This window comes from Bacillus sp. OTU530 (assembly GCF_038440375.1).
On the sequence record NZ_JASATP010000007.1, the window covers coordinates 129,206 to 144,019 of the forward strand.

Genomic DNA, 14,814 nt, shown 5'->3' on the forward strand with positions numbered 1-14,814 from the left:
ATGAATATCTTAATCATTAATGCGCATTCCTCGAAGAATAAAGGGGATGCGGGTATAGTACTATCAATGATTGATGCTATCAAGAAGCATAATCATAATTGCAATATCAAAATTCACAGCAGGTTCCCAGAGATAGATGGTAAATTTTATGATGAACCTGTTAGTGCTTGTGTAGATAATGTATCAATTGATCCTAAAACATCCAAACTAAAAAAGATGGGATCTTCTGTAAAATTATTAGCTGCTTTGTCAAACACAAGAAAAGTAAAATCCAGTGATTATGAATGGGCGGATGTTGTTGTTAGCTGTGGTGGCGGCTTTTTGCTCTCACACAGATTCAGTGCTGCTCTTATGCAACATTTAGTTCAAATCAAAACTGCGTTTGATTATGGTAAGCCAGTGGTAATTTATGCACAATCAATAGGTCCATTTTATAATAAGAAGATGCAAAGTTTAGCGAAAAGCGTTCTTGATAAAGTTAGTAAAATTTATATTAGAGAATCAGTTTCTAAAAATTGGCTAGAGAAAATCGGATGCGAAAATCGTAATATAGAGCTAGTGCCTGATTCAGCCTTTTCAATGTATTTAGAAGGCTCATCACGTATTGACGATCTATTAGAAAATGTAAAACAAAAACACGATGGTCCGATTGTTGGAATGACAGTAAGGGATTGGAACTTCCCTGAAGTTACAGATACAGAATTTCATCGAAATAAGTACATTGAAAGTGTGAGAGCAGCAATTAAGCATATGTCTGAGAAATATAATGCTAAAGTATTACTCATGCCGCAAGTACTTGGCCCTAACCCATTTAATGATGATCGAATTATTAGCAGGGAAGTGTTAAAGACTGTAAACCCTGAGACTGCTGAGCTTTTGGATTATGATTTCCATCCGCGTGAGCTGAAGTACCTATATTCTAAAATGGATATGTTTATCGGTACAAGAATGCACTCAAACATTTTTGCTTTATCAACTTCAGTGCCAACGGTAGCTATTAACTATGAGCACAAAACCAAAGGTATTATGGAGATGTTAAATTTAAATGATTATGTTGTCGATATTAAAGATATTGAAGCAGAGCCATTTATAAAGATGATTGAAAATTGCTGGAGCAATAAAGACCATTTACGAAATGAACTTTCGAAAAATATACCTGCTGTTATTGAGAAGGCAGAAATCCCTGCAAAAGTCTTGAAAAGTTTATAATCTATACTAACAATGAAGTGGTGAAATTTTCATTGATCACAAATATAAAGACCGATATTAATAGATATGTAAGAGTAGGAAGGCATAAAAGCTTTTTATCTAAAATTAAAATGTTTATCATTCATGAGCCTATTTGGTATTTGATGATATTTCGTTTAGGAAGTTACTTCAAAGATAATTTTAAAATACCTATCATAAAACAACTTGTTTATATAATATTGTTTATCCTCCATAAATTCCTATCAGTAGTTATGGGAATCCAAATTCCATTGGGAACTAAGATAGGTAAGGGAGTATATTTACCCCATTATGGTACAATTGTTGTTCATCAAAATGCTGTAATTGGAGAAAACTGCAATATTGGACAAGGCGTAACTATCGGGGTAGCTGGTCGAGGTGAGAAGAGGGGAGTTCCCCACATTGGGAACTTCGTTTATATAGCACCTGGTGCAAAGGTTGTAGGGAAAATTAAAATAGGCAACAATGTGATGATTGGTGCTAATGCTGTAGTGACAAAAGATGTGCCAGATAATGCTGTTGTTGCAGGTGTCCCAGCCAAAGTCGTTAGTTTTAAGGGATGGGATATAGAGAATAATCCGTACAATAAGAGCAATGCTTAAAATTGGATATAGGTCTATGTATCTCAGTATAATAGGCTAGGAAAATAAAATACTCTCTGAATAAAATTAAGGAGGATTACAGTATGGCTAATATCTCAGTAATAGGAACTGGTTATGTAGGGTTAGTAACAGGAGTTTGTTTATCAGAAATTGGGCATAATATCACATGTATAGATATAAACGAAGAAAAAGTTAAGAAGATGCAAGAAGGTCTTTCTCCTATTTATGAGCCTGGATTATCAGAGCTTATGAAGAAAAATATTGCCGAAGGAAGATTAAACTTTACGACTTCTTATGAAGAGGGATTAAAGCTATCCAACGTTGTATATATTGCGGTAGGAACACCTCAAAATGAAGATGGCTCAGCAGATTTAAAATACATTACTGGTGCAGCTATAAACATTGCAAATCATTTAACAAAAGATACTGTGGTCGTGACGAAGAGTACAGTTCCAGTAGGCACAAATGATTATATTAAAAGCTTACTTCTTGAAAACTTAAAGGTACAATGCAAGGTTGATGTTGTATCTAATCCAGAGTTTTTAAGAGAAGGTTCTGCTATAGCTGATACCTTTAATGGAGACCGCATTATTATTGGTGCAGACAATGAGGAAGCTGCTCAAGTAATTAAGGAAATCAATGAGCCTTTTGGTATTCCTACTTTTATAACTGGTGTTCGCAGTGCGGAAATGATTAAGTATGCATCCAATGCTTTTCTAGCTACTAAAATCAGCTTCATTAATGAAATCTCTAACATTTGTGAAAAACTTGAAGCTGACATTGAAGAAGTAGCATATGGTATGGGATTGGACAAGCGAATTGGAGGACAATTCTTAAAAGCGGGTATTGGCTACGGCGGTTCTTGCTTCCCAAAAGATACAAGTGCATTAATACAAATTGCCGGAAATGTACAGCATGACTTTGAACTGTTAAAAGCAGTTGTAAATGTGAATAATACACAACAAGGATCACTTGTTGAAAAAGCGAAAACGCTTTGTGGAGATCTTAGCGGGAAAAAAGTAGCATTATTGGGAGTAGCATTTAAGCCTAATACTGATGATATGCGTGAAGCAGCTTCAATTGTAATTGCTAAACAGCTAGTTGAGGAAGGTGCACAAATATTTGCATATGATCCTATCGCTGTTGAAAATGCAAAGAATATCCTTCCTAACGAAGTTGTATATTGCAATTCAATTAATGAGGCGATTGAAGGAGCAGATATTACGTTTATTGTGACTGAATGGGAAGAAATTAAAAATGTACCATTAGAGACATATGAGCAATTAATGAAAAAAGCTATAATCTTTGATGGAAGAAACTGCTATGATCTTGATGTAGTAAAGAATCATAAAGTTGACTATCATTCAGTTGGTAGAACGTCTGTTACTAATTTAAGCAAGGTTCCTACTTTAAATCGATAACACAAAAAATTCTGTACGGAATATAAGATTAATAGGTATATAGAGTGTATTAAAAAAGGCCTTAGATTCTTTTTGGGAATAATGAAATGGATTCCGGTTTTCTTCTTTAGGATATGGTGAATAAGGATTTCCTATTTCTTCAGGCTATTAAAAATTATATAGTATCTTTTAATAAGGCAGGGTATTCTTTTCATAGATTTGTTATTACGAACTTGAGAATACCCTGCCTTTTTATTTTACCTAAAATTTTGATAGCATAATTGTTGAGGCTATGACACACATGATAGGACATGTATTCGTGATTACATCCATATATGAGTTTTATAAACAGTAAATGATTAGCTGTTAGCCAGCGCGGATAATTTCGTAGTATTTTTGTACGGAAGAGGAGAATATAAAAGTGAAAAAGAAAGTGCTGTTTTGGGTGCTGGGAATTATAGGAGTACTCATAATTGGTGTAGGCATTTACTTGTACAATATAGACTCTAACGTTTCTAAAACCTATCAGCCTCTAAAGCGTGATGCTTCACCTAAACGAACGGAGGAGGTTAGTGTTAAACAGGCTGCTCCTATCTCAATCTTATTAATAGGATCAGACCCAAGAGGGGATGAGCAAGGCCGCTCTGACTCTTTAATATTGATTACATTAAATCCTAGTAAATCCTCAATGAAAATTCTAAGTATTCCTCGTGATACTTATACAGAGATTGTTGGGAGAGGAACGAGGGATAAAATTAATCATGCCTATGCGTTTGGCGGCATCGATATGTCTGTCAATACAGTCGGAAATTTCCTTGATGTACCAGTCGACTACTATATTGAAGTGAACATGGAATGCTTTAAAGATATTGTTGATGCAGTAGGCGGGGTAGATGTTAATAATGATTTAGACTTTACATCTAGAGGCACACATTTCGCAAAAGGTCCACTGCACTTGGATGGCGAGGCTGCTCTTAAATATGCTCGAATGAGATATGAAGATCCTCGAGGGGATTTTGGACGTCAAATGAGACAACGCCAAATCATTCAGGCTGTTATTAAAAAGGGTGCGAATGCTGAAACCCTTACAAATTACGGTAATATTTTAGAGGCTATTCAAAAGAATGTGAAAACAAATTTAACACAAGATGACATGTTTAAAATTCAACAAAATTATAAGAATACTCGTAACAATATTGAAGAAATTCAGATTGAAGGCAACGGTCAAATGATGAATAATATTTGGTATTATATGGTTTATGAGCAAACACGTCAGGACTTATCTAAGCAACTGCGTGAGCATCTAGAATTATCGGCACAATAATGATAAAAGGACGACATCTGACAAGGATGTCGTTTTTCATTTTAAGTATTTGGCCAGTATTATGTTTTATATGAAATAGCAAAAAAGATAGATACATTGTTTTCCTTTTTAACGATGTCCTATTATAATGATAGAGGACTTATGAAGAGAAAATTTTATATGAATTAACTAGACCAAGTTAAAGACAAAAATGATCATAATAGCTGATATGCTATGAATATTCGATCAATACCATACATCTGAGGGCATCGCCTTTAAGGGCCATTCTCTGTTTGGGACAGTCCAACGATGATTCTTATGATATCTTGGCATTAGGGATACATAAAAATCTTTTTTAATCGCTATATTTAATAATCCAGCAGGTACGGAGGAAATAGTTAGATTCTTTAGTTTTAGATATAGGGGGATATTTACATGTGTTTTAAATCAACATTCTTGAGTAGAGGTCTTTCTCTCATTATTGCCTTGTGCTTAATCCTTAGCGGGTGTTTGCATACAGAGGAACAACAGCCAAAGCCTTCTGCTTCTAAGTCTAAATTGCCACAGCCTAAGCTGCCACAAGCCCAGGAGATCATTAGCAACTTAAAAGAGACCTCTCTCAATAAAGCACATCCCCGTTTAATGGCAACAGATGAGGACTTTAAAGAGATTAAAAAGAGTTTAAAAACGGACAAGAACCTAAAAAGATGGTACAAGAGCCTCCGAACTGAAAGCAATAAAGTACTCCAGGAACCAACCGTAAAGTATGAGCTTGCAGATGGTGTACGCCTACTCTCGGTTAGTCGATTGGTTCTAAAACGAACTATTAATCTAGCAATGATGTATCGATTAACAGGAGATGAAAAATATGCTAATCGAGCATGGAAGGAGTTACAAACGGTCGCGGATAACAAACAGTTCCCAAATTGGAATCCAAAACACTTCTTAGATACAGCAGAGATGACCAATGCTGTAGCAATTGGATACGATTGGCTTTATGACTACCTATCAATCGAACAAAGAGAAGTGTTGCGTAAGGCCTTGGTGGAGAAAGGACTTCAGCCCGCACTTCAGGTATATAGGGGAACGGCAAATGCGTCTGAAATTACAACCTCTTGGAAGAGTACGACAGATAACTGGAACACAGTTTGTAATGCAGGTATAGCTATGGGAGCATTGGCTATTGGCGATGAATCTCCGGAGATAGAAGCCCTTTCAGGTGAGATTTTACAATCTGCAATGAAATCCATTAAAAAATCTTTAGATGTATATACAACAGATGGAGGTATGCCGGAAGGACCGTCATATTGGAGATATGCAACTAGTTATATAGCTTATTTTTTATCCTCACTAGATTCTGCAATTGGTACGGACTATGGATTATCTAAAACAAAGGGACTTTCAAAGGCGGGGTATTATCCCATCTATACTGGAGGGGCGAAGGGGTCCTTTAATATAGGGGACACAGGATCAGATATTATCTCAACAGCACCTCAAATGTTTTGGTTTTCTAACACATATAAAAACTTAGATTTTTATTACTTTGCGTTAAAAGGCAATAATCCGATGAATTTAATTTGGTATAAAAAGAAAAAAATAACAAATCCAATTATAAATAAACTGCCCTTAGATAGATTCTTTCGGGATGAGGAAACAGGTATAATCACTATGCGCAGTAAGTGGGATAGTAACGCGATTTTTGTTGGGATGCATGCAGGAGATAATCAAGCAAATCATAGTGATCTGGATATAGGCGATTTTGTATTGGATGCATCAGGGGTAAGATGGGCCTATGAACTTGGGGCAGATGATTATAACTTACCTGGCTATTTTGATATGAGCTCTAGCAGATGGAACTATTACCGTAAGCGAGCTGAAGGACAAAATACTCTTGTTATAAATCCTAGTAGTGAGCCAGATCAAAATATTCAGGCAAAAGCAAAAATTCTAGATGTTGGTTCTACCCCTCAACAGGGATTTGCAGTTATCGATATGACTAGTGCTTATGAAAAAGATGCTTTATCTGTTAAGAGAGGCATAGCCCTGACAGATAAGCGTACGACAGTAGTGCTGCAGGATGAATTAAAGCTTAAGGATTATTCTGAAGTGTATTGGTTTATGCACACAAAGTCAAAAATACAGATAAGCAAGGATAAAAAAACAGCTACATTGATTCTTCCAGGAAAAAGAATGTATGCTCATATTCTCTCTCCAGCGGAAGGTCACTTTAGCGTTATGGCTGCTAAACCGTTACTTGATTCCTATAATTTATTGAATCAAAACTACAATAGTGGCATTAGAAAATTAACAATACATCTAGATAAGGTGAAAAATACTACATTATCAGTTGTATTTACTACAGATAATGAAAAGGGGAGAGAGATAAAATATGGGGCAAAACCTCTTGCCTTGAATAAATGGGATGGATGGGGTGTTTTAAATGATTGATTCTGTTCTGAATGTATAAAGAGATCATCCATGCTATTTTTTTGCCCATTGTTGATTATAGATGGTATGAAGGCCGGAACAAATATCCAATATGGCAGACGATTTAACAGAAGAAGCTATCCGAGCAAAGTTGAATGAAACTTCTGCTGCGTTTATAGGAGAGGTAGACAATAGCTTAAGCTTAGGACAGCAGTTGTAAATTTTAGAAGGCAGATATTCCTTAGTGTGGTATCTGCCTTTTATATGTCAAATATGAGTACAAAGGCTGCTAACAGGAACAACATACTAACTTGCAAGGTAAGTGATAATGACTTGTTCCAAAAAATATGATTCTAGTAATATGCAATTAGTGAAAGTATACACCTGTTGATCTAAGAAAAAATTAGTCCCTAAGTGTATTGTATATATCCCCTTAGTTTTTATTAAAATTCTCAGTATGAAAAGGCTTACAATGTATCCTTGTCGAATTAATTATATACAATTAATCCCAATAAATGTTGATGGAAATTTATTGCCGAAAGGATGAGGATAGTATGAATACATACGCAGAGGGAAACTTTTTAAAGGGTCTTTTTTGGGGGAGTCTACTATCTTTAATTTTATGGATTTCAGTCATTGGTTGGATAAAGCTTGTATTTCAAACTTTTAAGCATTTACCCATGTATTAAGCAAGTCCTAGTATAGGGCTGTTTCTTAGGGATAATTTTTTAATAAGGTGGGCTAAGGCTCAATCATAAATACATATATTTTTATTTACTAGCCATTCTCTCTAAGGGGTTTCCCTTAGAAGGAATGGTTATTTTTAATGGGGAAATTCACCATGAAACTAGGGCAGTCTAGGAGGAGAGTAGGATAGAGATGTTAATGCCCTGAAATTATCTAACGAAATGTACAGCATTAAACATTTCATGTTCTGCGATAAAATAAAAGATTTATGGGAGAAGGGTACTTCTATCCCCCCACCTTTAGGGCAGCTTGTCCTATTCCTAAAACAAGATCCTATAAGGAATGTGAGGGATTAGATGTTGGAAGATTAGAAAAAATTCATATATTATAGATAATTGTTATTAGTTAAATTTTTACATTGTTACACTTGATTTCCAAAATTGGTTGAGTTTATAATGATTTTAATTCTCTGAAGTTGTTTTGTTATTTGATAGATTGGGAACCTTTCCAGACGAAACAAACGTTGTATATCTTTGGATGCCCGATTTATTACCAGTTATTATTATCCCCCGTCTTAGTTTTTGAGGGAGGGTTCTGTTTCTGTGAAACTAACTAAACGCTGAAGAGAAATAAATTATATTGAGGGAGGAGATTAATGTGCCAGCATTACATTTAAAGAAGGTGTGGACACCGCTAGGGTTATTTGGGATTTCTATTTTTAAATGTCTAGAGACAGGAGGGTATTATTACAAAGTAAAAGGCCAGAAGGTGAAAAGGTTGAAAATGGGTAAAGCTTCTGTGTAATAGGCCTAGAGAGGCAAAGTGCAAGGGAATTTAAAGGAGCTGTGTTCTAAAAATAGTTGATAGATATTAATTCAACTATATCTATCCTCCCTAGTGGTAAGCTAAAAGGAATTTCAACATGGTATTGAAATAATACAGGTAAATAAAGATAATTTTTTGATTTTGGAGGGTGTGTCTGTGGTTAGAGTTGGGATAAATGAACTATAGAATGGGGTAGGAATGTTTAGGGTTCCTGCCCCATTTTGTATGTAAGCGGATACCTTCTTTGTTAGTTCTTTCCGGTCATGTTCCCTTTTACTGTGTAGGACGATATGTTTGTAAACCGCTGTAGATATTTCTCATTCTGTTATAGATGTAATGGTTTCATTTTTTATAGGATATGATATCTATGTTTGAGATTCTTAGTATTTTAGATAGAATTCACACGTTTAAATTTGGAAACGTTTTCAATATAACGTTATCTTAGATTGCGCTTACATTAAATTTACATATTTTAACTCTTCGAAATCATGAAAAAATTACAAAATTTGTATTGTAAACTGTAAGAATTCTCTGTATTATTATGAGGTAAGTTGCTTATTTATATTTTTAGATAAAATGTCAGAACCCAATGCAAGAAAAAACAAATATTATTTTTTAGGTATAATTTTTTTCTAGGGATGTATTGGTTTGTGGCACTTAAATTCATGTATTCGGAGGAAGTTATGGAAGAAAGGGAAGTAACAATTGGTCTTGGCGAAATATTTCTTGTTTTACGAAAACGTTTAGTGATGATTATTAGTATCACCTTTGCAGCTGCATTAGTGAGTGGTATTATCAGTTTTTACTTTATTACTCCTATTTATCAATCTTCTACACAAATTCTTCTTAATCAAAAAAGAGCAGAGCAAGGGGTACAAGCAGTACAAATGGATCTTCAATTGATAGAGACCTATAGCGATATCATCAAGAGTCCAGCGATTTTGGGAAAAGTAAAGGAACAACTAGGTCTTGATACATCTGCTGAGGCATTGGGTGAGCAAATTACTATAATAAGTAGGGAAAAGTCACAAGTAATGTCTATTACTGTGAAGGACGCAAGTCCAGAAAAAGCTCGTGATATTGCAAATACGGTAGTAACAGTATTTAAAGAAGAAATCCCAAAGATTACAAGCCTTGACAATGTAACGATTCTAGCACAAGCGGAAGTTGTAAAAGGTCAATCTCCTGTTAGCCCGAGTCCAATGAAAAACATAGCAATTGCATTTGTAGGCGGCCTAATAACATCTCTTGTATTGGCATTCTTGTTGGAGCATTTAAAAAATGATTTGAATTTAGGTAATGCTACTAAAAGGGAAAAAGATATAAACAGAGCTATGTAAGAAAAAGAATTTGTTAGATGTAAAAGAAAATTAAATATACTTATGTTATGTATTGAATAGCTAAGTTAGGAGAAATAAGAATAGAGAGAGCTGCGATAATTGACTTATATTTTCACCTTTTATCGGAATCAAATAATTGTTTAGAAAGGTGAAAGAAAGCTTGCTCATGTGAAAAGCAGTCGTTCAGCAAGGGACTCATGCTATCGTCTCAGCTCCTCATCACTCCTCAATACAAAATGAGTACATATGATGATGAAAAATGTGTTATTGTTCACAAGATAAATAAAAAAATCTATATTAGTTTTTTTATTTGCATCTTACATAAATATAGCTTAAATACATGAGATTTTGAATTTTGTTATTATACATTCCTAAAAACTGTATATATGCATAACGTGTTTTTAGATATAGAATCAGCGTATGTACAGAAAAAGATGTTTCTAGTATTTTCAAGTATTATAACGGTGATGTCTCCTTACCGATATCAATGGAAACACTCGATCATGCTGTGGGTTAGGGGAAGCTAACCTTAGACGCTAGTCGTCAAAAGTATGATGTGAGGGTGGGTTAGATGCCCCTTTTTATTTATATTCTAATAGAAAGCCTAGATATGAAGTTGAATATTCATTAGCCGTATATCTAAGCTTTTTAATTATTCTACCTCAATAAAGTTACGAGAAGGTTATGGCAAGATTACAAGGGGGTTACTGTAAAGTTAAAAAGGGGAAGGATTTTGAAAAAGGTAAGAAAAGCTATTATTCCAGCTGCAGGACCTGGAACACGGTTTCTGCCAGCAACAAGGGCGATGCCAAAGAAAATGCTTCCAATCATTAACAAGCCAACGATTCAATACATAGTAGAAGAAGCAATCGAGCCTGGTATTGAAGGCATTATTATTGTAACAGGAAGAGACAAGCGTGCGATTGAAGATCACTTCGACCAAGCATCTGAGCCTGAGCAGAACCTATTAGAAAAAGAGAAATATGAGCTTCTAGAAAAGGTACGAGAATCACCAAAAGTAAATCTTCATTAATATTCGTCAAAAAGGACCCTAAAGGATTTGGGCATGCGGTTTGATGTGTAAAGAAATTTATTGGAAATGAGCCGTTTGCAGTACTTCCCGGTGATGATATTGTGCAGGCTGAAACACCAGGATTACGACAATTGATTGATCAGTATGAAGAAACAAAGGTATCTGTTATTGGTGTACAAACTGTTTCCGATAATGAGACTCACCACTATTGAAGTGTTGATCTATTAGGACAAACGGGTCTTCATTATCAAGTAAATAAATTTGTGGGAGAGCCACCCCACGGAATAGCGTCTTCCAATTTAGTGATTATGGGACGTTATATCTTAACATCAGAAATTTTTATGTTCTTAGAGGAACAGCAGGTAGGAGCTGGTGGGGAGATCCGATTAACAGACGCGATTTAACGCTTGAATGGGATTCAGCGCGTATTTGTATATGACTTTTGGGGTAACGATTTGATGTAGGTGAGAAGTTAGGGTTCATTACGACTACAATTGAATTTGCATTACAGCATGAGGATTTACAGGGGCAATTGAAGGAGTTCATGCGTGCTGTATTAGAAGAAAATTCATTAGTGTAAAGCGAGGGATGAGAGTGGATTTAGTAAAGGTATCATCAACAGGAGGTACAGTTACAAAAGAATCCTCTATGATTGCACAAGCAGACGTAAATAATCGTGGGTTGTACTTACTAGCAAAACGCCTTATTGACATAGTAGGGGTAATATGCGGGCTTTTAGTATTATCGCCTGTATTTTTGATTGTTACGTTATGTATTAAATTAGAAGATCCGAAAGGGCCTGTATTCTTTAAGCAAATTCGGATTGGCAAGGATGGTAAGGAATTTTATATGTATAAGTTCCGATCGATGGTTACAGATGCAGAGAAACGCCTGGAGGAGCTGCTGAAGCATAATGAAATCCAGGGGGCCATGTTTAAGATGAAGGATGATCCACGTATTACGAGGATTGGGAAGTTTATTCGAAAAACAAGTATTGATGAGTTGCCTCAATTATTAAACGTTTTAAAGGGCGATATGAGCCTAGTAGGACCGCGTCCACCTCTACCTCGTGAGGTACAGGAATACACAGAATATGATATGCAACGTCTGTTTGTGACACCGGGCTGTACAGGATTATGGCAGGTGAGCGGTCGTAACGGCTTAAGCTTTCAGCAAATGGTAGAACTAGATGTGCAATATATACAAAAAAGAACTGTATTGCTTGATATGAAGATTATATGTAAAACAGTAAAAGTATTATTTGGCTCTAGTGATGCTTACTAAAAATGAGGGTGTGAAAAAGATGAATCAGGATTCCAAAATTTATGTAGCAGGTCACCGAGGCTTGGTTGGCTCTGCAATTTTACGAAAACTACAAGAAAAAGGATATGCAAACTTAGTTTATAAGACAAGTAAGGAATTAGACTTGCGTGATCCGAAGCAAGTAGATGAGTTCTTCCAAGCGGAAGGCATTGAGTATGTGTTTCTAGCAGCGGCAAAAGTAGGAGGAATCGTTGCGAACAACGAATACCCAGCTGATTTTATCCGTGATAACTTAATGATTCAAACAAATGTGATTGATTGTTCATATCGCTATGGCGTGAAAAAGCTTTTATTCTTAGGAAGCACATGTATTTATCCAAAGCTTGCACCGCAGCCATTAAAAGAAGAGTATTTACTGACTGGCGAATTGGAGCCAACGAATGAACCGTACGCAATTGCAAAAATTGCTGGTATCAAAATGTGTGAATCTTATAACCGCCAATATGGCACAACATATATCTCTGCAATGCCAACAAACCTATATGGGGAAAATGATAACTTTGACTTGCATACTTCCCATGTGCTTCCGGCATTAATTCGTAAGTTCCATGAGGCGAAGCTGAATAATGCGCCATATGTAGAAGTATGGGGAACAGGTACACCTAAGCGTGAATTCTTATACTCTGATGATCTAGCTGATGCTTGTGTGTTCTTGATGAATACATATGAAGGCAATGAAATTGTAAATATTGGTGTTGGTGAGGATATTGCAATTGGAGAATTAGCAGCTAAGGTTAAGGCAACAGTTGGCTATGAAGGAGAAATCAAATTCGATACAACAAAGCCAGATGGAACACCACGCAAACTAGTTGATGTTACAAAGATTAATTCCCTTGGATGGAAAGCATCCGTTTCTTTAGATGAGGGCTTGCAAAAAGCATATCAATGGTTCTTAGAAAATCAAAAAGAGGCAGTAACAAACTAATATAACTGAAATTATCGGAGGCTACAATGAAAAAAGCACTTATTACTGGCGTAACAGGACAAGACGGATCTTATTTAGCAGAGCTTCTATTAGAAAAAGGGTATGAAGTACACGGTATGATCCGCCGCAGCTCTTCCTACAATCAAGAGCGCTTAGAAGATATTATGTCTGCAGAAGAAGCAGATGCATTATTAAACAATCAAAACTTCCACTTACACTATGGTGATGTTACGGATGCATTAAATGTTACTCGTATAATCGGTGAGATTCAACCGGATGAAATATATAACCTAGCAGCACAATCGCACGTACGTGTTTCCTTTGACATGCCTGGTTACACTTTAGATGTTGATGCAAAAGGTACATTAAATATTCTTGAAGCTGTACGTATTTTAGGGTTAACAGAAAAAGCTCGTGTATACCAAGCTTCTACATCCGAACTATATGGTAAGGTGCAGGAGGTTCCTCAAAAGGAAACAACGCCATTCTACCCACGTTCTCCATACGGCGTAGCAAAAATCTATGGTTTCTGGATTACAAAGAATTACCGTGAATCCTACAACATGTTCGCAGTAAATGGTATTCTATTCAACCATGAATCTGAGCGCCGTGGTGAAACATTTGTAACGCGTAAAATTACACTCGCAACTGCACGTATTGCACAAGGCAAGCAAAAGAAATTAACGCTTGGTAATCTTGATTCTCTTCGTGACTGGGGCTATGCAAAAGACTATGTTGAGTGCATGTGGTTAATTCTTCAACATGACAAACCAGAAGACTTCGTTATCGCAACTGGTGAAATGCATACTGTACGTGAATTCGTAGAGCTTTCCTTCAAGCATGTAGGTATTGAAATTGAATGGAATGGCAATGGTGTAGATGAGAAGGGTATTAATAAGGCAACTGGTGAGGTTATTGTTGAGGTTGATCCGAAATTCTTCCGTCCGGCAGAGGTAGATCAGTTGTTGGGAGATCCTACAAAGTCTAAAACGTTATTAGGTTGGAACCCAACGAAAACCTCCTTTGAAGAGCTTGTTCGTATTATGGTTACAGCTGATATGAAGAAGGTTGAGAAGGAAGATAGAGTTAAGAAGATGTTTGATTAATTTTTAATAAATAGTGTAATATTTATTTTCTAGTTTTCCCCCTTTGGTTCTGAATTATCTATATGCATACAAAATCTATATTTTAAATAATATATAAGTTGAATTTAATTCTTGCACTTTCTTAATTCAGTTACTAAGTCATTATTCAAATTGCCTTTGCAGGGCAACGTATTCTGTACGACATTTGGCTACAATGGGGTTATGGGAAAATATTTAGTTCAGCTTATATAGATACCTGAATTGTCTCAGATTATAAATAATAAATACCATTATGATCTCTTAAAAAACGTCATAATGGTATTTATATCAGGTATGATTTGTTAAATTGGTTTGGGATTTTACGGGAACATCGAGTACTCCAAATCAACATTAACCATATTCTTTCCTAAGAAAAGTTTGTAACTGACAAATGTATAATCAAAAAATATATATTAGGAAGAACAAGTTAGATTTATGTATTATTCAATATGTTGTTATGTATATTTGCATCAAGGAAAATACGGGGTTTACTTTCTTTTTTTATTTATAAGGTTTTTAAATGAGTTAATTGAGTTATTTTCTGCTTAAAAGATTGAATTAGGTATGTGCTAAGGGATAAAAAGTTATGGGGGGAAAA

The 14,814-nt window shown here is 35.6% G+C and carries 10 protein-coding genes and 1 pseudogene; all 11 read left to right on the top strand.

The features are described 5' to 3' along the window. The 11 genes and pseudogenes from AAHB12_RS07485 to gmd all read left to right on the top strand — a co-directional run bounded on the left by AAHB12_RS07485 (nucleotide 1) and on the right by gmd (nucleotide 14,198). Complete coding sequence (locus tag AAHB12_RS07485; protein WP_342044819.1) at nucleotides 1-1,209, top strand: polysaccharide pyruvyl transferase family protein; 1,209 nt, start codon at nucleotides 1-3, stop codon at nucleotides 1,207-1,209. Between the two features lie 32 nt (nucleotides 1,210-1,241). Further along, nucleotides 1,242-1,829: a serine O-acetyltransferase gene (locus tag AAHB12_RS07490; protein ID WP_342044820.1), complete on the top strand. Its 588-nt coding sequence runs from the start codon at nucleotides 1,242-1,244 to the stop codon at nucleotides 1,827-1,829. Nucleotides 1,830-1,912: 83 nt separating this feature from the next. Then, complete coding sequence (locus AAHB12_RS07495) at nucleotides 1,913-3,250, top strand: UDP-glucose dehydrogenase family protein (RefSeq protein ID WP_342044821.1); 1,338 nt, start codon at nucleotides 1,913-1,915, stop codon at nucleotides 3,248-3,250. Nucleotides 3,251-3,650: 400 nt separating this feature from the next. Beyond that, nucleotides 3,651-4,553, top strand: a complete 903-nt coding sequence (gene tagU, locus AAHB12_RS07500) for a polyisoprenyl-teichoic acid--peptidoglycan teichoic acid transferase TagU (RefSeq protein WP_342044822.1) — start codon at nucleotides 3,651-3,653, stop codon at nucleotides 4,551-4,553. 414 nt (nucleotides 4,554-4,967) lie between these two features. After that, nucleotides 4,968-6,980: a DUF4962 domain-containing protein gene (locus AAHB12_RS07505; RefSeq protein WP_342044823.1), complete on the top strand. Its 2,013-nt coding sequence runs from the start codon at nucleotides 4,968-4,970 to the stop codon at nucleotides 6,978-6,980. 1,323 nt (nucleotides 6,981-8,303) lie between these two features. Continuing rightward, complete coding sequence (locus AAHB12_RS07510; protein ID WP_342044824.1) at nucleotides 8,304-8,450, top strand: hypothetical protein; 147 nt, start codon at nucleotides 8,304-8,306, stop codon at nucleotides 8,448-8,450. Nucleotides 8,451-9,154: 704 nt separating this feature from the next. Continuing rightward, complete coding sequence (locus tag AAHB12_RS07515) at nucleotides 9,155-9,811, top strand: YveK family protein (RefSeq protein ID WP_342044825.1); 657 nt, start codon at nucleotides 9,155-9,157, stop codon at nucleotides 9,809-9,811. Between the two features lie 733 nt (nucleotides 9,812-10,544). Next, nucleotides 10,545-11,424: pseudogene (locus tag AAHB12_RS07520) on the top strand (UTP--glucose-1-phosphate uridylyltransferase). 14 nt (nucleotides 11,425-11,438) lie between these two features. After that, entirely contained in the window at nucleotides 11,439-12,128 is a 690-nt protein-coding gene (locus tag AAHB12_RS07525; protein WP_342044826.1) for a sugar transferase, read from the top strand. A gap of 19 nt (nucleotides 12,129-12,147) precedes the next feature. Further along, entirely contained in the window at nucleotides 12,148-13,092 is a 945-nt protein-coding gene (gene fcl / locus AAHB12_RS07530) for a GDP-L-fucose synthase (protein WP_342044827.1), read from the top strand. A 26-nt stretch (nucleotides 13,093-13,118) separates the two neighbouring features. Further along, nucleotides 13,119-14,198 (top strand): GDP-mannose 4,6-dehydratase, encoded by a 1,080-nt coding sequence (gene gmd, locus AAHB12_RS07535; protein WP_342044828.1) that lies wholly within the window; start codon nucleotides 13,119-13,121, stop codon nucleotides 14,196-14,198. Nucleotides 14,199-14,814 lie beyond the last annotated feature (616 nt).